This is a genomic window from Pontibacter pudoricolor (assembly GCF_010092985.1).
Classification (GTDB): domain Bacteria; phylum Bacteroidota; class Bacteroidia; order Cytophagales; family Hymenobacteraceae; genus Pontibacter; species Pontibacter pudoricolor.
In genome coordinates this window covers 906,524-932,539 of sequence record NZ_CP048106.1, presented here as the reverse complement: position 1 = coordinate 932,539, position 26,016 = coordinate 906,524, and the positions used below count along the sequence as shown (strand labels likewise).

General features: G+C 44.4%; 22 protein-coding genes. 3 read left to right on the top strand and 19 right to left on the bottom strand.

Annotated elements, in window-relative coordinates:
• Positions 1–6: 6 nt before the first annotated feature.
• The 4 genes from rpe to mnmA all read right to left on the bottom strand — a co-directional run bounded on the left by rpe (position 7) and on the right by mnmA (position 4,236).
• Positions 7–663, bottom strand: a complete 657-nt coding sequence (gene rpe / locus GSQ66_RS04030) for a ribulose-phosphate 3-epimerase (protein ID WP_162426282.1) — start codon at positions 661–663, stop codon at positions 7–9.
• A gap of 69 nt (positions 664–732) precedes the next feature.
• On the bottom strand, positions 733–2,379 hold the full coding sequence (locus GSQ66_RS04025; RefSeq protein WP_162426281.1) for a S8 family serine peptidase: 1,647 nt from the start codon (positions 2,377–2,379) through the stop codon (positions 733–735).
• A gap of 4 nt (positions 2,380–2,383) precedes the next feature.
• Positions 2,384–3,109, bottom strand: a complete 726-nt coding sequence (locus GSQ66_RS04020; RefSeq protein ID WP_162426280.1) for a hypothetical protein — start codon at positions 3,107–3,109, stop codon at positions 2,384–2,386.
• Positions 3,106–4,236, bottom strand: a complete 1,131-nt coding sequence (gene mnmA, locus GSQ66_RS04015) for a tRNA 2-thiouridine(34) synthase MnmA (RefSeq protein ID WP_162426279.1) — start codon at positions 4,234–4,236, stop codon at positions 3,106–3,108. Before mnmA ends, GSQ66_RS04020 begins: the two co-directional genes overlap by 4 nt.
• Positions 4,237–4,454: 218 nt before the next feature.
• Here mnmA and trpF point away from each other — a divergent pair, with 218 nt between their 5' ends.
• On the top strand, positions 4,455–5,075 hold the full coding sequence (trpF, locus tag GSQ66_RS04010; RefSeq protein ID WP_162426278.1) for a phosphoribosylanthranilate isomerase: 621 nt from the start codon (positions 4,455–4,457) through the stop codon (positions 5,073–5,075).
• Positions 5,076–5,288: 213 nt separating this feature from the next.
• On the opposite strand, the gene trmB is transcribed toward trpF, so the two are convergent.
• From trmB to holA, 9 genes are all read right to left on the bottom strand, one after another.
• Positions 5,289–5,954 carry a tRNA (guanosine(46)-N7)-methyltransferase TrmB gene (trmB, locus tag GSQ66_RS04005; protein ID WP_162426277.1) on the bottom strand — a complete coding sequence of 222 codons (666 nt, stop codon included), beginning with the start codon at positions 5,952–5,954 and terminating at the stop codon, positions 5,289–5,291.
• 3 nt (positions 5,955–5,957) lie between these two features.
• Positions 5,958–7,250 carry a bifunctional folylpolyglutamate synthase/dihydrofolate synthase gene (locus GSQ66_RS04000; protein ID WP_162426276.1) on the bottom strand — a complete coding sequence of 431 codons (1,293 nt, stop codon included), beginning with the start codon at positions 7,248–7,250 and terminating at the stop codon, positions 5,958–5,960.
• A gap of 3 nt (positions 7,251–7,253) precedes the next feature.
• The gene (locus tag GSQ66_RS03995) at positions 7,254–8,123 is read right to left on the bottom strand and encodes an energy transducer TonB (RefSeq protein WP_162426275.1); all 870 of its coding nucleotides are present in this window, start codon (positions 8,121–8,123) and stop codon (positions 7,254–7,256) included.
• Between the two features lie 14 nt (positions 8,124–8,137).
• Positions 8,138–8,536, bottom strand: coding sequence for an ExbD/TolR family protein (locus tag GSQ66_RS03990; RefSeq protein ID WP_162426274.1), 399 nt, complete (start codon positions 8,534–8,536; stop codon positions 8,138–8,140).
• A 2-nt stretch (positions 8,537–8,538) separates the two neighbouring features.
• Entirely contained in the window at positions 8,539–9,246 is a 708-nt protein-coding gene (locus tag GSQ66_RS03985) for a MotA/TolQ/ExbB proton channel family protein (protein ID WP_202923400.1), read from the bottom strand.
• Position 9,247: 1 nt separating this feature from the next.
• Complete coding sequence (locus tag GSQ66_RS03980; RefSeq protein WP_162426273.1) at positions 9,248–10,378, bottom strand: HU domain-containing protein; 1,131 nt, start codon at positions 10,376–10,378, stop codon at positions 9,248–9,250.
• A 7-nt stretch (positions 10,379–10,385) separates the two neighbouring features.
• A complete protein-coding gene (locus tag GSQ66_RS03975) occupies positions 10,386–12,074 on the bottom strand; it encodes a TonB-dependent receptor (RefSeq protein ID WP_162426272.1) in 1,689 nt (562 codons plus the stop codon).
• A 29-nt stretch (positions 12,075–12,103) separates the two neighbouring features.
• The gene (locus GSQ66_RS03970; protein WP_238395801.1) at positions 12,104–15,262 is read right to left on the bottom strand and encodes a tetratricopeptide repeat protein; all 3,159 of its coding nucleotides are present in this window, start codon (positions 15,260–15,262) and stop codon (positions 12,104–12,106) included.
• A 116-nt stretch (positions 15,263–15,378) separates the two neighbouring features.
• Complete coding sequence (gene holA, locus GSQ66_RS03965) at positions 15,379–16,425, bottom strand: DNA polymerase III subunit delta (RefSeq protein WP_162426271.1); 1,047 nt, start codon at positions 16,423–16,425, stop codon at positions 15,379–15,381.
• A 947-nt stretch (positions 16,426–17,372) separates the two neighbouring features.
• Between holA and tyrS the strand changes: the two genes are divergently transcribed.
• Entirely contained in the window at positions 17,373–18,677 is a 1,305-nt protein-coding gene (tyrS, locus tag GSQ66_RS03960; RefSeq protein ID WP_162426270.1) for a tyrosine--tRNA ligase, read from the top strand.
• A 78-nt stretch (positions 18,678–18,755) separates the two neighbouring features.
• Here tyrS and GSQ66_RS03955 read toward each other — a convergent pair whose 3' ends face one another.
• Both GSQ66_RS03955 and GSQ66_RS03950 read right to left on the bottom strand, forming a co-directional pair.
• Positions 18,756–18,947, bottom strand: a complete 192-nt coding sequence (locus tag GSQ66_RS03955; RefSeq protein WP_162426269.1) for a histone H1 — start codon at positions 18,945–18,947, stop codon at positions 18,756–18,758.
• A 106-nt stretch (positions 18,948–19,053) separates the two neighbouring features.
• The gene (locus tag GSQ66_RS03950) at positions 19,054–20,292 is read right to left on the bottom strand and encodes an aminotransferase class I/II-fold pyridoxal phosphate-dependent enzyme (RefSeq protein WP_162426268.1); all 1,239 of its coding nucleotides are present in this window, start codon (positions 20,290–20,292) and stop codon (positions 19,054–19,056) included.
• 211 nt (positions 20,293–20,503) lie between these two features.
• Here GSQ66_RS03950 and accC point away from each other — a divergent pair, with 211 nt between their 5' ends.
• Positions 20,504–22,003 carry an acetyl-CoA carboxylase biotin carboxylase subunit gene (gene accC, locus GSQ66_RS03945; RefSeq protein WP_162426267.1) on the top strand — a complete coding sequence of 500 codons (1,500 nt, stop codon included), beginning with the start codon at positions 20,504–20,506 and terminating at the stop codon, positions 22,001–22,003.
• Between the two features lie 72 nt (positions 22,004–22,075).
• On the opposite strand, the gene bshB1 is transcribed toward accC, so the two are convergent.
• The 4 genes from bshB1 to GSQ66_RS03925 all read right to left on the bottom strand — a co-directional run bounded on the left by bshB1 (position 22,076) and on the right by GSQ66_RS03925 (position 25,947).
• Positions 22,076–22,795 (bottom strand): bacillithiol biosynthesis deacetylase BshB1, encoded by a 720-nt coding sequence (gene bshB1, locus GSQ66_RS03940; protein ID WP_162426266.1) that lies wholly within the window; start codon positions 22,793–22,795, stop codon positions 22,076–22,078.
• Between the two features lie 10 nt (positions 22,796–22,805).
• Positions 22,806–23,807, bottom strand: coding sequence for a M23 family metallopeptidase (locus GSQ66_RS03935; protein ID WP_238395800.1), 1,002 nt, complete (start codon positions 23,805–23,807; stop codon positions 22,806–22,808).
• Between the two features lie 187 nt (positions 23,808–23,994).
• A complete protein-coding gene (gene trxB, locus GSQ66_RS03930) occupies positions 23,995–24,933 on the bottom strand; it encodes a thioredoxin-disulfide reductase (RefSeq protein WP_162426264.1) in 939 nt (312 codons plus the stop codon).
• A 150-nt stretch (positions 24,934–25,083) separates the two neighbouring features.
• Positions 25,084–25,947 (bottom strand): sigma-70 family RNA polymerase sigma factor, encoded by an 864-nt coding sequence (locus GSQ66_RS03925; protein ID WP_025605096.1) that lies wholly within the window; start codon positions 25,945–25,947, stop codon positions 25,084–25,086.
• Between the last annotated feature and the right edge of the window lie 69 nt (positions 25,948–26,016).

The window sequence follows — 26,016 nt, the reverse complement described above, 5'->3', positions numbered from 1 at the left end:
CAAAAATTAGTTAGATGATTGCTTCAGGTTAGCTATTGTTGCAATTGGGTCTTCGGCTGTAAATACAAAGCTACCGGCTACCAGCACATCTGCTCCGCTCTGTACAAGCTTAGGTGCATTCTGCTGATTTACGCCACCATCTATTTCGATAAGTGACTGGGAATTACGCTGTATGATCAGGTTCTTTAAAGCTTCTGTTTTACGGTAGGTGTTCTCTATAAATTTCTGTCCGCCAAAGCCAGGGTTAACCGACATGATGCAAACCAGGTCCAGGTCGGCAATAATATCGTCCAGCAAAGCCACAGAAGTATGCGGATTTAAAGCAACGCCCGCTTTTGCACCGGTAGCTTTTATTTGCTGAATGGTGCGGTGCAGGTGGTTACAGGCTTCGATGTGAACAGAGATTACATCGGCACCGGCTGCGCGAAACTGCTCAATGTATAGTTCCGGCTCCACAATCATCAGGTGCACATCCATTGGCTTTTGCGCATGCTTTTTAATGGCCTGCATTACCGGGAACCCAAACGAAATATTCGGCACAAAGCGGCCGTCCATGATATCAATATGCAGCCAGTCGGCCTGGCTTTTATTCAGCATTTCTACCTCAGATTGCAGGTTGGCAAAATCGGAAGCAAGTACAGATGGGGCGATTAGTGGTCTCATGCCGACAAAGGTATAAATTTTATGATACAGGTTTTAGTTTATAGTGCTGGGAAGCTCCTGAGCGCTAAACTATAGTTTAACGAAACGGACGGTCGCCACCTGGTCACCGGAAATAATCCGACACAGGTAAATACCTTTCTGTAACGCCATTTTTTGCAGATCTATAGTCTGCCGTTCCAGGTTTGGTTGAAGCGTGCTTTTCAGAATAAGTTTGCCGGTAGCATCCATCAGCTGCAGTTCCGCACGCTTTTTTCGCCAGTCTTCCGATAAAAGCAACACCAGTTCGTTTCCTATAACCGGATTTATAACTGCAATTCCCTCCTCATTCCCCGGCGTTGGCAAGCCCGTAACGTTACGGCTATAGTTCGGGATCCCGTAACCCAACGTATTATCCGGATTACTGGCTTTGCTGCCTAACTGGCGAATAAGCTGAATGATTTCGTAATTGGTTTTAGTGAGATTAGCCTGCCATAGCGTTGTGGCAAAACCTGCCATTATAGGCCCCGAAAAAGAAGTGCCGTTACTTTTCACCACAGTTCCAGAGGAATTCAGGACGTACGCATTAGCACCAAGCGCTACTACATCAGGCTTAATTCTGCCATCTGCTGTTGGCCCCCGCGAACTAAAAGCAGCAACAACGCCCAGCGAATCAACAGCCCCAACCGTTAGCACCGAATCAGCATCAGCCGGCGAAGAAATGTATTTCCAGGCTTTATTACCGTCGTTACCGGCACTGGTTACTACTAAAATACCGGTGGCAGCGGCAAAATCAGCGGCTCTGGCAACTATAGTTGTATTGCCATCCATCTGGTCGTAACTATAGCTTACAGATGGCGCATCGAATGTTGTGTATCCTAATGAGGAATTGATGACATCAGCCCCGGCGCTATCGGCATATTCTGCTGCTACAAGCCAGTTTACTTCTTCAATATTATGTTCTGTAGGTGCGTCTTCTGTGCGCAGTAAAAGGTAGTTTGCTTTATAAGCAGTCCCGATCATCTTATCCGGCAAATAAGCCGCCATAGTTGACAACACGGATGTACCATGCGAATTAGCACCATAGACGTTTTCCGACCTGGTTACAAAATCGTATGTGCCACTCACCTGGTTATTCTGATAGAGGTGCGCGAAAGCAGGTATTGTATTCACTCCGGGGAAACCTGCATCCAGCACAGCAATGGTCATTCCTTCGCCATGGTAGCCGGCTTCATGCAGATTAGTTGCACCAAGCATATTTGCCTGATGATAGGCCAACCCGTAATCGCCGGGGGCAAGCAGTGAAGCTGTATTAGCAGCAGCTTTACCCGGAATGTCATTTAGAGACAGGGTCCCACCAGCAGAAGGTCCGGAAATAATATCCAGGGAACGTGAATTCTTTACAAACGGTAAGGCATTTACCTGAGCCAGCTGCTCTGCCGTTCCTCTTACTATAACTGCATTAAACCAACGGGATGTGTACCAAACGTCAATGCCTGTACTTTTTAAAGTTTGCACATACGCCGGGTTAACAGGCAGGTCGCGTTCTAAGACGGGAATTTGCTGGCGTTGCCGGCGCGAAACAGCTTTCGCACTCAGGAACTTCTCCGGCTGTTGTATAGTGTAAGGTGTGTTATTCTTATCTGAAAGGTAAACAAGGTACTTCTTTGGTTCTGTCTGTTGGGCATACAAGCTGCCAAAGCAAAACAGGAAAAGCGTCAGAAGTATAAGTCTTTGCATATACCTATAGTTTACCGTGTTCTATTAAAACTTCGTGGCGTTCGTGGCCATCAAGAATGTAGTCAGGTCCATCTACACATTCCCCTGGTCCGGCACCGCACTTCGCCATATTTATACGACTAAAAAGCCTGTAAACCATTCCTAAATCACGCGCATACACTTCTTTTCTATTGTCCAGCGTGGTAGTTTCTGATATTACAGGAGGTAAAATCGTAATGGTTACTGTATTCGTAAATTCATGTCCATCCACCAAAAACGGCTTGTCTATATCAGAGTACTTATAAATTTCACGGTCACCGTTAGCATCATAGTGGTCGTTATAAGCATCTGTCTCCCACTTTTTCCCCTCTTCCACCGGAAAAACAAGCTTTACATACCTGGTATTATCCCTGGTAAGCATAACCATGTTATGGTTCTTGGTTACCGTCATCACCGAATCATCAACCCATTCACTTGCAGCATTTGCCCTGATAGAGCGGATAATCTTATAAGTGAGTGTATTGGTCTGATCCATGAACGAATCAGCTACCCACTCGCGCATCTGGAAATTGAGTTCGGTGGGTTCGTTGTGCTGGTATTTTATGTCTTTAACATTGTAGATCCTGTAATCGCCAACCTCTAAGGGGTAAAAGTTGAGGCCGCGGGCTACAGGATCGGGTGTAACATAGCTTTTGTCGCAGCTAACCACAACAAAAGCCAGTACTACCCAGCACAACAAATTTCTGATCATGATGGCAGAACGTCTAAAGTATAGTCGAGGTTATAGTTTGTTTCAATCCAGCCACCACCAACTACATCATTCCCTTCATAAAACACGGCAGCCTGACCAGGCGCGATCGCGTGAACACCGTGCAGGAAATGCACTTTCATTTTATCGCCTTCCTGCTCCACTATAGCTTCGGTACCCGAATCATTGTAGCGCACTTTGGTTATAGTTGGTATTGGTCTGTCAATCAGGTTATCGTATTTCACCATGTTCAGTTTGCCAACTGTCATCGCGTTTTTAGCCAGGTCTTCGAAGTTACCTAAAATTACGCGGTTATTCTCTTTCTCTATACGGGTAACATACGCCGGGAAACCAAGCGCTACACCAAGGCCTTTACGCTGACCTATAGTATAGAACGGGTAGCCCTCGTGAGTACCAACTATAGTTCCGTCTTCCAGCACAAATTCACCACCGGCAACCTGCTCTTCCAGGCCTTCGATGCGGCGCTTCAGGAAACCACGGTAATCGTTATCAGGAATAAAGCAGATCTCATAAGACTCAGGTTTGTTAACCAGTTCCGTAAAACCACGGTCCATGGCCATCTGGCGGATCTCGGTTTTACGCAGATTACCAAGCGGGAATATAGTCCGGGCAAGGCTCTTCTGCGAGATTCCCCATAGCGCATACGACTGGTCTTTATGCTCGTCCAGACCTTTGGAGATCACGTAACGGCCGTTTTCTTCACGAATGTTGGCATAGTGGCCGGTTGCTATAAAATCGCAGCCCAGTTGGTCGGCACGGCGCAGCAAGGCATCCCATTTAATGTGGGTATTGCAAAGCACGCACGGGTTTGGCGTACGGCCGGCCATGTACTCATCGGTAAAGTGGTTGATCACAAAATCACCGAACTCTTCACGGATATCAATAATATAATGCGGGAAACCAAGCTGAACGGCTATGTTACGGGCATCGTTTATAGAATCGAGGGAGCAGCAGCCGGTTTCTTTTTTGCTACCGCCGCTTGAGGCATAATCCCAGGTTTTCATGGTCATACCAACCACTTCGTAACCCTGCTCGTGCAACATAACTGCCGCCACAGAACTATCGATACCGCCGCTCATGGCAACTAAAACCCTTCCTAATTTACTCATGTATATAAGGTACTAAAAAATTCGTCAATAAATTCTGATACAAATATAGCAACAACCCGGCAGTAATAAAGATTTCAGTAAAGCTAATATTGGAGCTGTACAACGCTGCAAACTATAGTTATAGCTGAAAATTGTTGCTTTGAAAAGCTAATCGGGTTTACTTTGGCACTTGAAAGTATAACAGAAGAGCAAACTTATAGTTTAAGTAAAAATATATTATGGGCTTACGTACCTCAGTAATAGTAAATGGAGTAAATAACCTGAGCGATGCACGTTATTGTGCCGGCATGGGAGTTGATGTGATTGGTTTTAACCTGAAACTGGATGATCCGAACCGGGTGCAGCCGCAAACATTAAAAGAAATAACAGGCTGGGTATCAGGCGTTAAACTGGCCGGCGAATTTGAAAGAGCAAAACCGGAGATCATAAACGAAATGGCTGATGAGTTCAACCTCGACCTTATACAACTGGATACGCCTTACCTGATCGATGAAATTGAGGAGATCAACCGACCGGTTATTCAGAAGGTATTCATCAATAAAGACACCGTAGTTAGCGAACTGCTGGAAATGATGGACTTATATGCCCCTTCTGTTGACAGTTTTATTATCTATTCAAACGATTTTAACAACATTGACGATACCAATGAAAAGCTGCTGCGCGAGGTATCCAAAAAGCACAAGGTTTACATCGGCTTCGGACTACATAAAGAGAATGTAACACCTATAGTTGAAAAAGTAAAACCAACCGGTATCGGCTTACAAGGCGGCCAGGAAATTCGCCCCGGCTACAAAAACTTCGACGAGTTCCAGGATATATTTGAGGAGTTAGAAAGTTAGTTCTAGTTTAGGAGTTAGAGAGTTTAGGAGTTAAAGAGTTGAGAAATTAACCGATGTAAAGTCTAAGGACTCTATAATGAAACTCTGATACACCTAATATGATTAAAAACAAAAACGCCCGCTGATTTATGGTCAGCGGGCGTTTTTGTTAAATCTATAGTTTAGTAGAAATATTAAATTTTATAACTCCTAAACTCTCTAACTCACAAACTCCTAAACTTCCTTCACCGGTTTGTATTGCAGGTATTTAATTGCAATACCTTCAGCAAGGTAACGTTTTTCGTAGGTCGTATAGATGCCCATGGTATGCTCCTGCAGGTCTGAACTGTATAAATCTGTGGTTGATACAAGGTGCTTTATAGTTCTGTCCTGTAATACTTCCAGGGTATAATCGAACAACGGCTGGTTATCGGTTTTCAGGTGGATGATCCCGTCGTGTTTCAGCATGAACTTATACATCTCCTGGAAACGTGGCGAAGTTAAGCGACGTTTGATATCTCGGTCTTTCGGGCGCGGGTCCGGGAACGTGATCCAGATCTCATCAACTTCTCCTTCGGCAAAATGGTCTGAAACGGTTTCGATAAACGTGCGCAGAAAAGCGACATTCTCCAGTCCTTCTTCTATTGCAAGCGAACTGCCTTTCCAGATGCGGTTGCCTTTGATATCGATGCCTATAAAATTCTTTTCCGGGTGCAGACGAGCCATACCAACCGTATATTCGCCACGGCCACAGCCAATTTCTAATACAATCGGGTTATTATTGCCAAAATGCTCTGATCGCCATTTGCCGGCCAGCTTACCATACTGTGTATCACCATCCTGCACCACGTTGTCACGCTCAGCTATAGTTGCGAATTTCGCTAATTTCGATCTGCTCATTATTTATAGTTCTTCAATCTCTGCAACCACAAAGGTACTGCCGCCAATAAAAATAACCTCATCCGGAGCAGCATTTTCCTTGGCTACCTGCACCGCTTCAGTTACCGTATTATAGCTTTTGCCTTTTAAACCAACTAAATCGGCTTTCTGCTGCAATTCTGTAACCGGTAAAGCGCGTGGTATAGTTGCCTGGCAAAAATAGTAACTATAGTTTTTAGGCAGCATTTCCAGAATCGTAGTTACATCTTTATCGTTAACCGCCCCAAATACAAAGTGCACCTGCTTTGGCTGCAGGCTATGTAACTGTGCAAGTATCTGATTAATTCCATCTACGTTATGGCCAGTATCACAAATGGTTAACGGACTATAGTTTAATACTTGCCATCTCCCCTTCAATCCGGTCAATTGTTTGGCATTTGCAAGTCCTTTTCTGATCGCCTCTTCTGTAATGGTAAAGCCCCGTTCAGTTAGTAAAGCTATAGTTTGTAAAACGCCTGGCAGGTTATAGCGCTGGTAAATGCCAGTAAGGTCGAGTTGTAAATCAGGCAGGTATAGATCCTCTTTTTTATAGACATCGAAAACCTGTTGCTCCAGCGTGTGGCTCTTCAGGGATACACTATAGTTATCAGTAGCAAAATATAAAGGGGCATTTACAGCAGCAGCCTTATCCCTGAATACACTTTCTATTTCAGGTTGCTTTAAGCTTATAGTTGCCGGAACGCCGGGCTTAATGATACCGGCTTTTTCCCCTGCTATTTCCTGTAAGGTATTGCCTAGTAATGCCTGATGATCAAAACCGATGTTGGTAATAAGTGAAGCTTCCGGGGTAATGATATTTGTAGAATCGAGCCTGCCGCCCAAACCGACTTCTATCACAGCCACATCCACCTGCTCATCAGCAAAGTATTTAAAAGCAAGCGCCACTGTCATCTCAAAAAACGACGGCTGTACTTCTTCAAACAGTTGTTTATAGTTCTCTACAAAATCGATCAGGTATTGCTGCGGCAGTTCAATGCCATTTACGCGAACGCGCTCTGTAAATGATTTTAAGTGTGGCGAAGTGTAAAGCCCGGTTTTATAGCCAGCCTCCTGCAACACAGCTGCCAGCATATGCGAGCTGCTGCCTTTGCCATTGGTACCGGCTACATGTATGGTTTTATAGTTGTTTTGAGGGTTTCCGAGCGCGTCACAAAGCGTGATAATGTTGTCGAGGCTCTTCTTAAAAGCAGCATTGCCGATGCGTTGAAACATCGGCAATTGCTGGTATAGATATTCTAAAACTTCTTGATAGGTCATGTATTAATTTACCTTCAGCCTGTAGGTAATGTATCCTGTAGCACCACCCGTTCCTCCACCTGTTCTAACAAAAGTGGCTTTTCTGAATACTTCGTCTCGATATAGTTTAGATACACTTGGCGAAACAGTGGATTCTACAACAGTAGCACTTTCTACAACACCATCCGCGTTTACAACAACTTTAATTACGATTTTTCCGCTTTCATAGGAAGTATCGTTAGGTTTTGGCTGTGTTCCCCAGCCCCAGCCAGCCATATTCAGATCACCACCTGCGCCACCTCCAGATTTACCGTAAAGTGCTTTAGCGTCCAGCTTTCCATCAGGATTGCCTTTGTCGCCTACAGTTCCAGGATTATCGCCGTTGTTGTTGCCTGTAGCTTCATCAGATGTGCCGCTTTTACCGGTTCCAGCGCTGTTAGTTGGCTTGCCCGGGTAAAGTGCTTTAGGCTTCTCAGGCTCCTTTTTAACTACTTCTTCTTTCGGTTGTGGCTTTGGCTGTGGTTTTACCTCTTCCTTCACCGAAACAGGTGCATCAGCAGTTGTTGTCTGTACTTTCGGTGTCTCAACAGGTTGTGGTGGCGTTGGCGTTACCACAGGTTCCGGTTCCGGGCGGGCATCAGGTTGTGTTGGTGCAGGCTTGCTGTCCTCTACGTTTTTCGACTCATTTGGCGTTGCCATAGTTTGTACATCGCCGCTTCCCACCTGGTCCGTACCGAAGTTTAGCTCAATGCCTAGCTCGGCTGCCGGCGGATCTGGTGCACGCCAGGCCATAATATAGATCAGGAGCAAAAGCAGGATAATATGCACAGCCACGCTTACGCCGGCGGCAATCTTTCTATCCTTTTCTTCTTCCCTGGTTAAGGCTATTGACATAGTCTACTTTAAACTTATTCAGGCAACGTGGCCAATGTAACTTTTGCATTCATGTTTGCAGCAATACCTGCTACGCGGGCAAGGTGCTCTACAGGCACTGTCTTGTCTACATGTAATACAACGACTCCTTCCCCCTCCTGGGTTCCCTGCAAAAGTGCTGCCAGTTGTGGCTCGATGTCTTCCAGGGCAATAGGCTTGTCATTCAAGTAATACTTCAGATCGCCGGTAATGGATATACTGATCTTCTGCATTACAATATTAGACGTCTTACTGGAAGGCAGACTTACAGGTAGACCGGAAGGCGTAACAAAGTTTGATGTAAGCATAAAAAAGATAAGCAGCAGGAAAATAATGTCTGTCATGGACGACATATTGAACTCTGGGTTTATCTTATTTTTAGAGCGTAAATTCATGCTTATAGTTGTGGTTCTTGTAACAGATCAAGGAACTCGATAGAAGAGTATTCCATAGAATGCACAATGTTATCGATTTTGCTTACCAGGTAGTTATAGCCTACATAAGCCGGTAAGCCTATTATAAGACCAGCTGCCGTAGTTACCATCGCTTCGTAAATACCACCGGAAAGCAACTTTGGACTAATGGAGCCTTCAGCCTGTGCAATAGCTATGAAGGCCTGGATCATACCGGTTACAGTACCCAGGAAACCAAGCATTGGCGCCGCACCGGCTATAGTTGCCAGACCAGCCAGGTTACGTTCCAGCCTGCTGATCTCGATCTTACCTACATTTTCTATAGATGTCTCGATGTTCTTAAGCGGGTTACCTATACGGCTGATGCCTTTAGACAGCATCCGGGCTACTGGGGTGTTGGTTTGGGCACACAGCATTTTTGCACCATTAATGTCACCGGCTAATACCATACTTTTAATGCGATCATTAAAGCCTTCCGGGTTTTTAGCTGCTTTCTTCAATGTAAGATAACGTTCAACAAAAATATAAACGGCAGCCAGCGAAAGTAATGCAAGCGGGTACATAGCCCATCCACCAGCCAGTGTCAGGTCTATTAAAGAAACAGAAGTTTCGGCAGCAGCTTGAGCACCTTCAGCAAGCGCGGTAGTATCGGCAGGTGCTCCGGTAGTAATTTGTAATAAGAGTGATGTCATGTTAGTTATTGAGTACCCAGATTGAGTTTCCGTAAGTTTTTCTGTATTCGTTAATGGCAGCCTGCGCTTCTTCTGCTGTTGCAAAATCTGCAGCAGATACGCGGAAAAGGCGGCTACCTCTTAAAGGTGTAAGTACTTTGCCATCATGGCCGTTTTTGCGAATTTCTTCGCGGCCTGTTTCAGCATTCTGTAAACGGGAATAACCACCCGTTATAATATAAAAGCGGCCGGTTTTTTCTGTTATAGTCAGGACAGGTTCAACTATAGCCTCCTCTTCAACTACCTGATCTGCTATATTTTCCGAAGCTTCGCTTAAAGCTATGCTTTCATTATGCCAGGTAGAATCGTTAATTTCTGAAGTAGCGGCTATAAGATCAGCTTCCAGATCCGTTGCTAATCCGGCATTAAGTAAAAGGTTCTGGTAAACAGCCAGGCGCTCCTCTTCTGTAACCGGTACATAATCTGGCGTGTAATCCGAAGCTGTAGCCTGGTTATTTATAGTTGCGTTGTTAAACTGAGCAATTGGGTTAAGGCTGCTAAGATTGTAATCTGTTTGTAAGGAAAGCAGGTATAATGCAGAACCGGTTAAACCGGCAATTATCAAACCGGCAGCTGTGCTATAAACCCGTCGTAAGCGGCGCTTAAACTTATTGCCATTTTGCGGCGTATCCTGCTCGCGCTTTTTCTGCAGCGAACGTAACACAACAGATTCTTCTGCACGAACTGGCCTTGCAGAGATCTCAGGTAAACCAAAACTGGCTTCCAGCAGGTTATCTCCTGTCTTGTACTCAAACTCCAGACGATGCGCCGCATTATACCTGAAAACACCAATATCGCTTAACTCAAAACGATTATCCGTTTTAAGCTGGTTATTGGCCTGCATCACAAAAGCTGCTACCATTTGCTGCGCTTCAACTGCCGAAATGCCATTATAATAGGCAATCGTGTTGATGAGCAGCCCATCGGTCAAAACCAGTTTCTCGTTAAATGCCACCCGCTTAGATGGTGGTGTAATGGTGTGTTTTACCGGGTGCACCACTGCTGGTACATAACGGGTTATCAACCCGCCAAATCCCGGGATGATGACACAGTCGTGGTCATAGAGCAAGGACTTTATGTGCTTTGCTACCATAGGTTTACTAGAATGAATAGGTAACGCCTCCTATCACGTTTATACTCTTCACGGGGTAATTTACAAACCTTTCGTATTTATTTCCTAATAAATTATTAGCCATCAGGAACACGGTAAAGGTATTTGTAAACTTATAGTCCGCCTTCAGATTAAGATCTATTATGTTGTCTGTCTCGCGTGTCACAAAAGTACCATCCGGTCTGTATATGCGCCCGAAAGAACTCCCAATATAGTAAAGTTCTGAATTAAAGAGAATCTTATCGTAGAAGTTATAGGTAGCAAAAACGCTCGCCATCAGCTCCGGGCGATGGAAGGGTTGGTCTAAAGAAGCTGTGTTATATTTGTTATAATCAAGCTTTAAACCAAGGCGAACCTCATCAATATAATCGAATACTGCCTCCGAATAAATATTTAAAACATTTGTTACACCATCGTCATACACCAGGTCAAACTTGGTAGAATCGGCTCTGGAGTTGTTATAAAAGTATAGGTTGCGGTAATTCTGGTATGCCACGCGCCCCGTCAGGTGCACATAGTTCGATAAGTTAGCCGAAAACCCGCCATAAACTTCAAGCCCTTTATTGATATCAGCCACATCAACATTCGGAGCGATCCATGGATTCTCTTTGGTTAGCTCATATAAAGTAACTCTTTGCAGATCACCACCTAACCCAGCATATATCAACAGGTTATCCTTAATTGGCTCAATCCCTATTCTGAACTGCGGATAGATATTGAACTGGCGAGCGTCATTTACTTCGTCGCCGGTATAAGCTACGTTTGCACCTATAGTTACACGGGCTGCACCAAACTGGCGCTCGTAGCTTGGGTTCAGCTTAAAGAACGTACGCGACACACTGCTCGAATCCTTATGCTGTACAAACGAAAGGTCGGCATCTACCTTAAATCCGGAAATCTCATCAATGGTATATTCTGAGTTCAGGTTCAGGGCAATGTTCGCCTCGCTCATGTCATAGCGATCGTTAAGGTAGTTCAGTTTTACACCTGCTTTGTATAAAAAAGGCGATTCTGAAGTATGGTTATGAAGATAACCGTTAGCATTGATGCGATTAAATATCTGTTTCGTGGTATCTTTGTCTACTTCATTCTGCAGGCTCGGCGCATAACCGTAAAAATGGTTTTTATCACGCTCATAGCCCAAGCGGCCACCGATGGTAAATCCAGGTAAATAACGTTCGCCATGTACACCAATGCTACTGTTAGATACAGCAGACTGATCTTTTACTTCCGGTCCACGGGCAGAACCAACATGGCTGAAATTGGCACCGAACGACGATGTTTCAGAACGCTTGTTATGGAAATAACCTTTCAGATACAACGTAGCATAGTTGCCAAAGCCGGCTTTCAGGTAATTACCGTAGAGTTTGGTTAGTTCGTCCTGCTTTATAGTTAGCACACGCATCTGCAGTTCAATGTCCTGCGATGGCAAACGGTAATCTTCAAAGCGGTAACGCACATTCCGGTCAGCTACCGCCGGCGGATCTACTTTAAACTTCTCGAAGTTACGGGCCGCATTCGGCAACTCAATAACACGGTTCTTCTCTACTACTACTTCGGCATCTTCCAGCTTTGCTCCTTCGCCCCAGCCATTGTTCTGGGCCTGAGCAGAATTCATAAATGCGTAGCCAACACACAACACAATGGCCAGCGATGCTTTTCTTATCTTATTTCTCATTTTGATGCTTCTCTGTCTTATACTGTATGTTACTTCTGCTGTCCGCCATTGCCTACATTGGTAGTATCAGTACCACCTTTACCTCCATTCAGCTTTTCCAGTTTCTGTTTGGCTTCTGCTACCACTTCCTCTACCGGAGATCCTTCAATAATAGAGTTTAGTGTTGCTTTTGCCTGGAACAGCTCATTCTGGGCTACATAGTTATCAGCAATCAGCAGGAATGTTTTACCCAGCCAGTAATCATGGCTCGAGAACTTGTTGTTAAAGGCAAAGGCCTCATCCAGCGACTCTTTGTATTTCTTCTGCTTGTAGAGTATCTCTGCGACCATATACTGTGCTTCGGCGCCATGCACGTCAGCGGCGGCACCAGAAGCTGCTTTAAATTCTGTCAGTGCCTGGGTCATATCACCCTGCGCATACGTTGACTTCGCTTTATACAACAGGGCCGTGTTATAAGCATTAAGTGCAGCATTGCCCTGGCTAATCAGTTCACTGGCAATGCGCTTGCTGTTTGCATAATCGTTGGTGTTATAGTAGCTCATCATTAACCCGGTCAGAGCATTTTGCTGCTCCTTACGATTGGCGGCTACATCACGCAGGCGGCTATAGTATTTAATGGCTTCGGTATAGTTCTTGGCTTCAAACTCAAGGTCTGCCACTTTCTGTATCGCACGGTTTACGTATTCCGATTTGTTTTCGGCAATTACTTCTTTCATGCGCTGCAAGCCACGCTGCGTTTCGTTTTTGCGCAGGTAAGAATCAGCCAGGAAATAACGGGCATCAAACACGAACGGGCTCTTAGGGTAAGCCGTTAAATAAGCTTCCAGTTTAACAGCAGCCTGCTCGTATTTTTCATTGAAATAAAGTGTTTTAGCAGCTTCGAATTCAATGCTTTCTAGAGCTGTACTCTCAGGGTTGTTAGCTTTATATTTAGCCAGGTAAGAATCAAATTCTTCGCTACGGTTTTGTGCAGCCAACGACTCCTGTAAACTATAAAGAGCACCACTAGCAATTTTAGAAGCCGGGAAATCATCGAGTACGCGCTTGTAATCCTGTATGGCCTCGTTGTGCTTGCCCTGGTTGGCGTAGGCCTGCCCACGTTTATGCAGCGCATTAGGAATCAGCTTGCTTGTAGAGCCAGAATTGATGAGTGTCGAAAATCCTGTTACAGCCTGGCTATAGTTGCCGGCCTCAAAATCAAGCACTGCTGCCTGGTACTGGGCATCATCGGCGTAACGCGATTGAGGGAATTCGTTCAGTACTTGCTTCAGGTTTTGTTCAGCTTGCGCTTTATTGCCAGTAATGCCGGCCAATACACCACGCTGGAAATACGCGTAATCTTTATCCGGGGAGTTGGATGCAATTACTTTGTCATAGAGATCTCCGGCCTGCTTATAGTTCTTGCTTACATAATACAGGTCGGCAAGGCGTAGCATAGCATCGAAATGGTTCGGGTTGCTTGGCTTGGTACCATCAACAAAAGCCCTGAAATGTGGCAGCGCTTTATCATACTGCTTGGTATTATAGTAGGCATAGCCAATTCCATAGCGCGACTTCAGGTAATAATCTGACTGGCCGGCGGATGTGTTGCGGAATACGGCAGCATAACTGTTTATAGCATCCTGGTAACGCTGACCTACGGAGAAAGCCTCACCTTTCACAAAATGGGTGGCAGCCGTAACTTCTTTATCATACGGGTACTGAAGCGACTTATCGAGCATGGCTACAGCAGCCGGGAACTTAGCTTCATTAAACAGGTTAACACCATGCAGGTAAGTCACACGCTGATAAGTCTGTAAGATCTTCCAGCTTTTCTTCGGCATGCTCTCGATGTGGCGGATTGCCTCCGGATAGTTGTTCGAACTGAAATAAGCTTCACTCAGTAAGTTATCAGCTTCAGCTGCCTGATCAGAGTCAGGGTAATCTTTACCAAAATTAGTAAGCGAACCAATAACTTCACGGAAGTTGCCAAGCTCAAAATTAACCTGGGCATATTTTAAGGTTGCGGCTTCCGTAACATCTTTGTCGTGATCGTTTTTGCGGGCCTGGTCGAAAGCGGTTAAGGCAAACTGCTTGTTGTTTTCGCGCAGGTAACTTAATCCTAAGTAGTAAGCAGCATTCTGACCAAGGGCATCTTTTTTAAGGGCAACAGCTTTAAAGTGATTAATGGCATCTTTATAGTTGTTGTTCTTATAGTCTGTGAAACCGATCTTATACTGTATTACCGGATCCAGCGATTTCTTGCCATTTGCATACTGATCAAAATATTTATCGGCGGTCTTGTAGTCTGCGCGTTGGTAATAAGCGTCACCTACCAGTAAGGCTATCTCATCATACTGTTGTACTTTAGGAGTGCGTGCAAGGGCGGCCTCACCATACCGGATCACTTCATACACATCATTTTCCTTATAAAGTATCTCTGTGATCATATAAGGCACTATCTGTGCATAAGCCTCGTTCTTCTCAGCAATTTTCAGGTCCTCTTTAGCAGCAGCGTAGTCGCCGTTGCGGTAAGAAATATAACCGGAATAATAGTTGGAAGCATAGGCAAAGCGATGTTCCTCTTCTCGGAAACCGGTCGTCTTATTTTTATCGAAATAGGTCTTAGCGTTTGCAAAATCCTTGGTAGCGAAATAAGAATAGCCCAGCTTAAACTCCAGCTCCTTATTCTGCTTAATACTCAGTAAATGAGTTGGCGCCTGTTTCAGCAGGTCCACTACCTTTTTGTAATCTTTCTGCTCGAAGTAATATAAGCCGAGCTCATAGTTGGCAAGTGCCGTTTTGGGGTGAGCCGGGTAGTTCTTTGCGAAATTCAGGATCAGTTGCTCCGCATCCGGGTGTAACAGGTACAGCCCGCTCAGGGCATAGTAATATTGTGCATCGGCTGTTTTGGCATCATCACCAATCAGTTCAATGTATTTACGGAAAGCTTCCTGGGCTGCACCATACTTCTCACGGTCAAACAGTTCCAGCCCTTCATGGAAATATTTATCCTGAGAAGTAAACACTTGCGTGTTTTGAGCAACTACCACATGTGAGCCCCCCGCCAGCACAGATGCCAGTGCAATTTTGTACGCTATCTTCATAGTATGTTCATAAAACGGCCCGGCAAAGCCAGGCTTATTCGTTTTTTTATCTGGTAAAGTATAAATGGCAAATTTACGCGCCACTTCATTCAAAGTTAACAAAATTTAACGAGCTGCTCCCCGGTAGTCGCATTTACCTTTTTGCAGACGCAACAAAATATAGGTTTACACATATACAATGCTCAGATAAGCTTAAATATTGTGCAAATTTTAAAATATTAAACGGCCAGTGTTTTGGGTACCGGATGCAGTATCTTGAACATCAGTTCCCGTAGCGTATCTGCTTCGCTCATGTCACCTCCGCTTATACCTTTCGATTGCAGATCGGCTTCTCTAATAAAATGGATGATGTCTACCACCCTGGCAATTGGGTAAACCCGCATGGCATGCTGAAACTCCTTTAGTTTCCAGGCCTGCTGCCCCAAAAGCTTTTTAAGTCCGGCATCGGATTTATCTGCAGCAGCATGGAGACTCAATAACTTGGTGAAAAACGAAAACAGCATACCAATGTTAGGTATGAGCGGATTATTTTTGGGATTAGCCTCAAAGTAATTCACAATGCGGTTTGCCTTTAAAACATCCTGGGCAATGATCGCAGCCTGTAATTCAAATATGTTGTATTCCTTGCTGATGCCAACATTCTCAAGTACAACCTTCTCGTCTATAGTTTGTCCTGGCTTCAGGTTCAGCAATAACTTATCGATCTCGTTTGCTAACCGGCTCAGATCAGAACCAATAAACTCACTTAAGTGCTGCACCGCCTGAGGGGTAGATTTTACATTTTTTGTTTTCAGGTAATTGTTAACCCAGGCAGGCACCTGGTTATCGTAAAGTTTTTTGGTTGTCAGCATCACAGAGTGCTGCGCAAAAACCTTCGAAAGAGACTTACGGCCATCAAGCGTTTTATGCTTGTATGCAAAAACCAGTATTGTAGATGGTAATGGGTTTTTAAGATAGGCTTCCAGTTGCTTGGTTCCTTCTTCCTTCTCTATATCGAGTATACTTTGGGCTTCCTTAACTATAACCACTGACCGGTCAGACATCATCGGGAAACGCTTGGCCTGAAGCAATACCGTTGCCACATCTACATCCTTGCCATAGATCACTACCTGGTTAAAACCCTTTTCGTGTTCCTGTAAAGCATTTGCCTCAATGTAATCAGAGATCTGGTCGATATAAAATGGTTCGTCTCCCTGCAGAAAATATACAGGTGCAAAGTTACGTTTCTGAAGTTGTTCTAAAATACTTTCAGGTGTGTGAGCCATGCGTGCGGGAAAAGGGTTTACCTACAAAATTAAGGTATCAGCGCTAAAATGAAAGGATAAATCGTGATTATTAGCCTGCAAACTATAGTTCGCTTTGCCTCGGCCTACAATTTCATCAAACGCTGGATTCTGCTTATGAAAATCAGATGATAACAGGAAACCAGCAAACATTAGCTCCTTCTGCAGTTCCCAGGCTTTGCCATGTTAGATAACAAACGGCAATATAAAACAACAAAGATAACGCAAGACCCACTCCTGTTTAAATATGTATATAATGGCTAACTTACACTTCCGGAAGGCTGAACTATAGTTGTATAGCAAGGGTAACCCAAGGAAGTAAAAGAATATAGCGGAATACGTCCAAGTGCTAAAGACCAGTTTATTCAGTTTAACACCTTCCACTTTCATGTGATGGAAGTTAAACTGTCCCTGTTTAGTTCCCTCTTTTCGTCAAACCGGAGTCTGGTATTTTAAAAGTCGCTGGCCCCACGAAATCTCTTCGCCTCTCCCCAAAATGAATACAAGGCCATAAACATAAAGCCTGTATTTTCAGAAGCAGAAACCCCAAAAAACCGAAATCATGAAAAGCGATAACGCGATGAGATTTTCGATATATCCCTCCTCGATGCTATACAAGGTAAAGAAAGGAGAGTTATAGTAATAGGTACAGATACCAACTATACTATGGACGATCACAAATATCAATATAAAATACTCTACCCCGGATATCTTAACCTACTTCATTTAGACAACCAACAACTAGCTATAGATGCACTATAGCCTTGAATTGCAATACGTATTTCGAAAAGCAAAACTGGCATCGAATCATTATTTTAATAAGATACCATAAACTATAGTTTGTACTTGAAACCGTTCTTACCGAATTTAAAGAAACATACTGCCAACTCTTTTTTATATTTGCCCTGTATAGAAAGACGGAAGTATAAATGAACCTGATAGAAGAATTAAGATGGAGAGGCATGCTCCATGATTTCATGCCCGGTACCGAAGAACAACTGGCATCTGGCATGACGACCGGCTACATTGGCTTCGACCCGACAGCAAGCTCTTTACACATAGGTAACCTGGCTACAATTATGTTGCTGGTCCACCTGCAGCGCGCCGGCCATAAGCCTGTTGCGTTAGTTGGCGGTGCTACCGGCATGATCGGTGACCCATCCGGCAAATCGGCAGAGCGTAATTTATTGGACGAAGCTACGTTACGCGCGAACCAGGAAGGCATAAAAGCACAACTGGAGAAGTTTCTGGACTTTAATGCCGGTGCAAACTCTGCCGAGATTGTAAATAACTACGACTGGTTTAAGGAGTTCAGTTTCCTGGGTTTCCTGCGAGAAGTGGGCAAGCACCTGACGGTAAACTATATGATGGCCAAAGATTCGGTTAAGAAACGGATCAGTGCTGATGAAGAAGGCGACCGTGCCGAAGGCTTATCATTTACCGAATTTTCTTACCAGTTGATTCAGGGCTACGACTTCTATCATTTGTATAAAAACAAAGGTGTAAAACTACAGATGGGAGCTTCTGATCAGTGGGGTAACATTACCACAGGTACAGAACTTATCCGTCGTATGGATGGTGGTAAAGCCTTTGCGCTGGTTGGCAAACTGGTTACAAAATCGGACGGTACCAAGTTCGGTAAATCAGAAGGCGGAAATATATGGCTGAACGCTACGCTAACTTCACCTTATAAGTTTTACCAGTTCTGGCTCAACCTGTCGGATGAGGAAGCGGAGAAGCTGATAAAAGTATATACATTACTACCTCAAGATGAAATTGAACGTCTGACAGAAGAGCACAAACAGGCTCCGCACCTACGCGTTTTACAGAAGGCCTTAGCTAAAGATGTTACAATTCGGGTGCATTCTGAAGAAGACTATAATGCCGCTATAGATGCCTCAGAAATTTTATTTGGGAAAGGCGATTTAGAGACTTTAAAAGGCCTGAAAGAAGATATTTTGCTGAGTGTGTTCGAGGGCGTGCCACAGATTGAGGTTGGCAAAAATGCTTACACAGACGCACAAACTATAAGCGACCTGCTTTCTGATATTACAGGCGGCCAGGTTTTCGAATCGAAGGGTGAAGCAAAGCGCATGATCAAGAATGGCGGCGTGAGCGTGAACCGTCAGAAAGTGCAGAGCCCTGATGATGCTGTAAACTTTGAATTATTACAGGATAAATACCTGGTGGTGCAGAAAGGGAAGAAAAACTATTACCTGGTTATAGTTAACTAACTGATTTATAGTGTAATACAAATAAAAAAGGTGAACTTCTCAGTTCACCTTTTTTATTTTCAGTATACTGTCTGATGACTATTTCTGATCAGCAGTGCTGTTTTTCATGTCCTGAACTTCCTTACGGATGTCCTGCGCCATGTTTTTAAGATCCTGCATGCCTTTACGTACACGCGTACCTGCAGCTGCGTTGTTTTTGTCGTAGAACTTTTCGAAATCAGATTCAAGCGACATAACTAGGTCTCTCAGTTTGCTAAAGTTGTTGTTCATTAGAGCTATTTGTTATAGTGAAACATTTGGTTTAATAACTCTAATATACACATTTAGTAATAAGAAGCAAAAATTAAGAAAATTTAATATATGCCTCTAGAGCTAACTAGGCGGTAACCGGAGACTTAGAGTACAATCCTTTGTCCAATTTTTGTGCAATTTTCTCAAATGCATCAATCGTCTCTTTCACATCGTCCAGTGTGTGTGCAGCAGTCGGGATAAGACGCAGCATGATCACATCTTTAGGCACAACAGGATAAACTACGATAGAGCAGAAAATATTGAAGTTTTCACGTAAATCAAGCGTTAACTGCGTCGCATCAGGTATCTGACCGTTCAGGAAAACTGGTGTTACCGGCGAAGTTGTGGTACCGATGTTAAAGCCTTTTTCACGTAAGCCAGACTGAAGTGCATTTACTACTGTCCATAGTTGCTCTTTCAGTTGTGGCTGTGTGCGCAGCAGTTCCAGACGCTTAAGAGCACCAACTACCAACGGCATTGGCAACGACTTTGCGAAGATCTGCGAGCGCATGTTATAGCGAAGGTATTCTACTACCTGCTCATCAGCGGCAACAAACGCACCGATGCTTGCCATCGACTTTGCGAACGTAGAGAAATAAACATCAATACCGTCCTGGCAACCTAAATGCTCACCTGTTCCGGCACCTGTCTTACCCATCGTTCCGAAGCCGTGGGCATCATCTACAAATAAACGGAAATTGAATTTATCTTTCAGCGCAACAACTTTGTCCAGGCTGCCCAGGTTACCAGACATACCAAACACGCCTTCTGTTATAACCAGTATAGCACCACCTGTGTTCTCAGCCCAACGTGTAGCACGCTCTAACTGCTTCTCCAGGCTGGCCATGTCGTTGTGTGCATACACAAAGCGTTTACCCTGGTGCAGACGTAAGCCATCTATAATACAGGCATGCGATTCCGCATCGTAAACTATAACATCGTGGCGGTCAACCAGTGCATCAATAATAGATACTACACCCTGATAACCAAAGTTAAGTAGCAACGCATCCGGCTTCTGAACAAATTCAGCCAGCTCAGACTCCAGCTGCTCGTGCAGGTTAGAGTTACCAGACATAATACGAGCACCCATCGGATACGCCATACCCCACTCTGCTGCAGCTTCAGCGTCTGCTTTGCGAACTTCCGGGTGGTTAGCAAGACCCAGGTAATTATTCAGACTCCAGGTAAGTACATCTTTACCTCTGAACTTCATACGGGGGGCTATCTCGCCTTCCAGCTTCGGAAAAGTAAAGTAACCATGCGCATAATGAGAGTGGCTACCTAATGGACCTCTATTGGTCAACAGTTTTTCAAATAAATCCACTTGAGTAATAATTAAGTTATCGGGATATTTTCTGTCTTAATGAGCTTTATATGCAATCATACGATTTTTTGCATAAAGCTGCGCAAATTTAACTTTTTGCGCTATCAAATACAATGTAATCCTTTGCTGTATAAGCCTTTTTTAAATATATGACTTTTAAGTTTGGCTGCAAAGCCGTTTCTTTGAACTATAGAATAACTATAGCTCCGGCATGAAAAAAATAAATAAGCTTTTAGTTGCTAACAGAGGTGAAATAGCGCTGCGTGTGATGCGTACCGCTAAGGAAATGGGCATAAAAACGGTTGCTGTTTACAGCGAAGCCGACAGAAACGCACTGCATGTTCGTTTTGCTGACGAAGCGGTTTGCGTAGGCGGACCAAAATCAAACGAATCTTACCTGAGAGGCGATGTAATTATAGATGTCTGCAAAAAGCTGAACGTTGATGCGATACACCCAGGCTATGGTTTCCTTTCTGAAAATGCAGGATTTGCCAAAGCGGTAGAAGAAGCAGGGCTTATCTTTATAGGTCCGTCGCCGGAAGCAATTGAGCTGATGGGAAGTAAACTGGCTGCGAAAGCTGCTGTGGCCAAGTACAACATTCCGATGGTGCCCGGTACCGAATACGCCATTACAGATGTTGAAGAAGCAAAGCTGATTGCGCAGAAGATTGGTTTCCCGATACTTATTAAAGCCAGCGCCGGTGGCGGTGGTAAAGGTATGCGTGTAGTAAATAGCGTGGAAGTTTTTGAAGAGCAGATGCAGTTAGCTGTAAGCGAAGCAACTTCAGCTTTTGGTGATGGATCCGTTTTTATAGAGAAATACATTGGCTCGCCACGCCACATCGAGATACAAGTGCTAGGCGATACGCACGGAAATATAGTTCATTTGTTTGAGCGTGAATGCTCTATCCAGCGTCGTCATCAGAAAGTGATTGAAGAAGCGCCATCTGCGGTGCTTACGCCAGCTTTACGTGACGAAATGGGCCGTTGTGCTGTAAATGTGGCCAAAGCCTGTGATTATGTAGGTGCCGGTACGGTTGAGTTCCTGGTAGATGAGAACCTTAATTTCTACTTCCTGGAAATGAATACCCGCTTGCAGGTAGAGCACCCGGTAACGGAACAAATTACTGGCCTCGACCTGGTCCGCGAGCAGATACAAATCGCAGAAGGTAAGGTCCTGGGTTTCCGTCAGGAAGATCTGACTATAAATGGCCATGCGCTGGAACTGCGTGTTTACGCCGAAGACCCAGCCAACAACTTCCTGCCAGACATCGGAAGACTGGTAACCTATAAGCGTCCGCAGGGCTTAGGTGTGCGGGTGGATGATGGCTTTGAACAGGGCATGGATATTCCGATCTACTACGACCCTATGATCGCGAAGCTGGTAACATTTGGAAAAGACCGTAAGGAAGCCATTGAAAAAATGCTGCGTGCCATTGATGAGTACCAGATCACCGGTATCGAAACGACACTGCCATTCGGAAAATTTGTATTAACCCACGAGGCTTTCGTGAGCGGCAACTTCGACACAAAGTTCATAGAGCGTTACTTCTCACCTGATGATCTGAAACCAAAGCCTACGGAAGAAGCTGAAACTATAGCTGTAGCTTTGGCAGCCATGCTGATGCAGAAACAAAAGCCCGCTATTTCAGATAACGCAGCCGCTACAACTGCAACTATAACCTCTAACTGGAGAAAGAACAGAACTTAATCCTAAGTCAACTATAAAAAGAAAGGCCGCTGTAAATGTAACAGCGGCCTTTCTTTTTATAGTTTGTGTCTTTTAAATCAAATCAAATAAATTCTTTACGCCAATATGGCGCTCCACTGTAAAACCTTCGCCATACGTTACTCCTATTGCGTGGCCAAACTCTTTAGCTCTTGCTTCCAGAAACTCCATAAACTCAGGCGAAGAGATATAGGTGTTTTCAGAAGAATCTGCGGGGTTGTAAAACTGGGATTTAAAGGCACGGATACTTTCCAGCTTCTTTTCCCAGTAAGGTGTAATATCAACTATAACATCAGGCTTGATGTAACGGTCTTGTATGTAATGATACACAACTTTAGGTCTCCAGGCTTCCTGCTTTTCCCCATCAGGTCCGTTGGTTTCAATCATTTTAAGGCCAGCCAGGAAACATGATTCAGATACCAGCTGTGAACCTTTTCCATGATCCGGATGACGGTCATGAATAGCGTTCATAATCACCAGTTCCGGTCTGTACTGACGTATTTTTTCAACAACCTTTAGCTGGTGTGCTTTATCGTTCACAAAAAAACCATCAGCTAAATCAAGGTTATCCCGCACCGACAGGCCTAAAATTTCAGAAGCAGCTTTCGCTTCGGCGGCACGGGTTTCGGGGGTGCCCCGCGTTCCCAACTCACCTCTTGTCAGATCAACTATACCTACTTTTTTACCGGCGGCAATATGCGCAACTATAGTTCCGGAACACCCAAGTTCTGCATCATCGGGGTGTGCAGCAAAAATAAGTATGTCTAGTTTCATTTTATTATAGTTACCTAACGCGTAATTTCTTTCCAATACGCAACGTTGAACGCGTGCTCATACCATTAAGTTTAGCGACTTGTGAAGCAGATACACCGTACTTTTTAGCAATGCCTGAAAGTGTGTCTCCTTTTCGCACTGTATGGTAATACGATCTGCGGCCGTTGCTGGAAGAAGTCTTTTTACTCTTGTTGTAATAGTTAAACAGTGCAGAAGTAATCTGGAAGCTCTGTCCTTTCAGCAGGTAATCCGGGAAGTCGTAGATATGCTCCGGGTCTATAGGATTCCCCTGGTAGCGTACTTCATAATGCAGGTGCGGGCCGGAACTACGACCTGTACTACCACCTAAACCAATCATCTCACCTGCTTTTACAAACTGGCCTGGCTTGGCAATCGCTTTGCTCATGTGACCGTATAATGTTTCCAATCCATTATAGTGGCGTACAACTATGTAATTACCATAACCGCTGCCGTCCCATTTGTTAATTCGCACTACGCCATCAAATGCAGCAAAAATACTGTCACCTGTGTCCAGGTCTATATCAGTACCATAATGCCAACGGTATCCTCTGTGACCGAAATGACTGGTTACAGGTGTTTTCTCCAAAGGCATTTTATAGTTCCGATTCGAACGGGGATCATATAACTGCACATCCACCGTATCTTTCAGCTGGCGTGCATCCATCCGGTAAGGGTTAATGTTACGCGTATCCCAGATAGCATAATATCCGGCTATTCTAATCCAGGTAGAGTCAATTAATACCTCATCAGATACCTCAACTATATGCTGCTCACCAAGGTCAAGCTCGGTGGTATCTTCGCTAACTATAGACAGCTCTTTTTTAGGACTGAAGTTAATCGATTTTCCGGCATCAGAATTCTCGTCATCAAACTCCTCATACTCTATAAGTATAGTGGTATCCGGGCGAACGTACTGAATTTTAGGCGACTTAACCTTAAACAGGTCTTTGGCTTTTTTTTGTGCAGTGGCACCCTGCGCAAGACAGAGCATACACAACAAAAAGAGTACAACTGATAAGGGACTTTTAAACTTTGGCATTGCTTCTTAATTAGGCATTCGGGGAGTTATAGTTGTGCTGTCCGCATACATAAACTACATCAAAGCCAATTTATTGTAACCTCTCCAACAGGCTTAACTAAAATTAGGTGCAAACCAGAGAAGTACATACTGTTAAATTTTAGTGCAAATCATTCGCAGCCAGATAACGCTCAGCATCCAGCGCAGCCATGCAGCCCGAACCTGCAGCTGTTACTGCCTGACGATAGGTAAAATCCTGCACATCGCCGCAGGCAAATACGCCGTCTATATTTGTTTTAGATGTGCCCGGAATCGTTCGGATATAGCCGTTCTCATCCAGGTTCAGGTATTCTGCAAAAATGTCGGAGTTTGGTTTATGACCAATGGCTACAAAGAACCCGCTAACAGGTATTTCTCTAGTTTCGTTGGTAAGCGCATTTTTCACTCTTACGCCTGTTACTACATCATCACCCAGAATTTCATCTGTTACAGAATTCCATAGTATCTCGATGTTCGGTGTTTTCTTAACACGCTCCTGCATAATAATAGAAGCACGCATTTCTTCACGACGAACGATCATGTATACTTTTTTGCACAGGTTTGACAGGTAAGTAGCCTCTTCTGCAGCTGTGTCGCCAGCGCCAACTATAGCCACATCCTGGCCACGGTAAAAGAAACCATCACAAACTGCACAAGCCGATACGCCATTGCCATTAAGCTTTGCCTCAGACTCCAGACCCAGCCACTTAGCCGATGCACCTGTTGAAATGATAACCGTATCGGCTTCAATCACCTTCTGGTCGTCTATAGTTACTTTATGAGGCTGACCTGAGAAATCTACTGCAGTGGCAATACCATAGCGCACATCGGTGCCAAAACGCTCGGCCTGTTTCTTAAAGTCCTCCATCATTTCAGGACCTTTGATACCATCCGGGTAGCCGGGGTAGTTCTCTACATCATTTGTAATGGTAAGCTGACCACCGGGCTGTAGCCCCTGGTATAGTACAGGTTTAAGGCCTGCTCTGGAGGCATATATAGCTGCAGTATAACCGGCAGGACCTGAACCGATGATAAGGCATTTTACTTTTTCTATTTCCATGGAAAACTAGTGCAATTAATTTTGGATGCAAGTATACTAAAAAATCTGCTCCTTTGCCCGAATTGGTTCTACTGAAATAGACAGACAACTGCTATAAACGACAGAAGCCCCGGCTTTATGGCCGGGGCTTCTGCTGCCTAAACGTTAGGCTTAACCTAAATATGGCTTCAATGCTTTACTTCTGGATGTATGACGAAGTCTTCTGATCGCTTTTTCTTTGATCTGGCGAACACGCTCGCGGGTAAGGTTAAATTTCTCACCTATCTCCTCCAGCGTAAGGGAATGCTCCCCGTTCAGTCCAAAGTATAACGTAATTACATCAGCTTCGCGCTTGGTAAGTGTCGAAAGTGCACGCTGTACCTCTTTACGAAGCGAATCGTTCATCAGACCCATGTCCGGAGATTCTTCGTCTTCATTTTCAAGTACATCCAGCAAACGGTTTTCTTCGCCTTGCACAAACGGGGCATCCACGGATACGTGGCGACCTGAAATCTTTAAGGTATCAACTACCTCAGCGGTTGTCAGTTCCAGTACTTCAGCAATTTCTTCCGGCGATGGTTCGCGCTCGAATTTCTGCTCCAGTTCTGAAAACGACTTAGAAATCTTGTTTAATGAACCAACACGGTTTAATGGTAAACGCACAATACGCGACTGCTCGGCCAACGCCTGCAGAATGGACTGACGAATCCACCAAACAGCATAAGAGATAAATTTAAAACCTCTTGTTTCATCAAAACGCTTTGCAGCTTTTATAAGACCAAGGTTACCTTCGTTAATAAGGTCACCTAAAGACAGACCCTGGTTCTGGTACTGTTTTGCTACAGACACTACGAAACGCAGGTTGGCTTTTGTCAATTTCTCAAGTGCAAACTGATCTCCCTCTTTGATTCTCTGTGCTAACGACACTTCCTCATCCGGTGTAAGCAAATCTACTTTACCAATCTCCTGTAAATACTTATCAAGCGACTGGCTTTCGCGGTTAGTAATCTGTTTGCTTATCTTGAGTTGTCTCATTAGAGTATATTATTAATGCAAAAATGTTGAAGTTGTATTTTGGGCTCGGTTTGGTAACACCAGAAAATC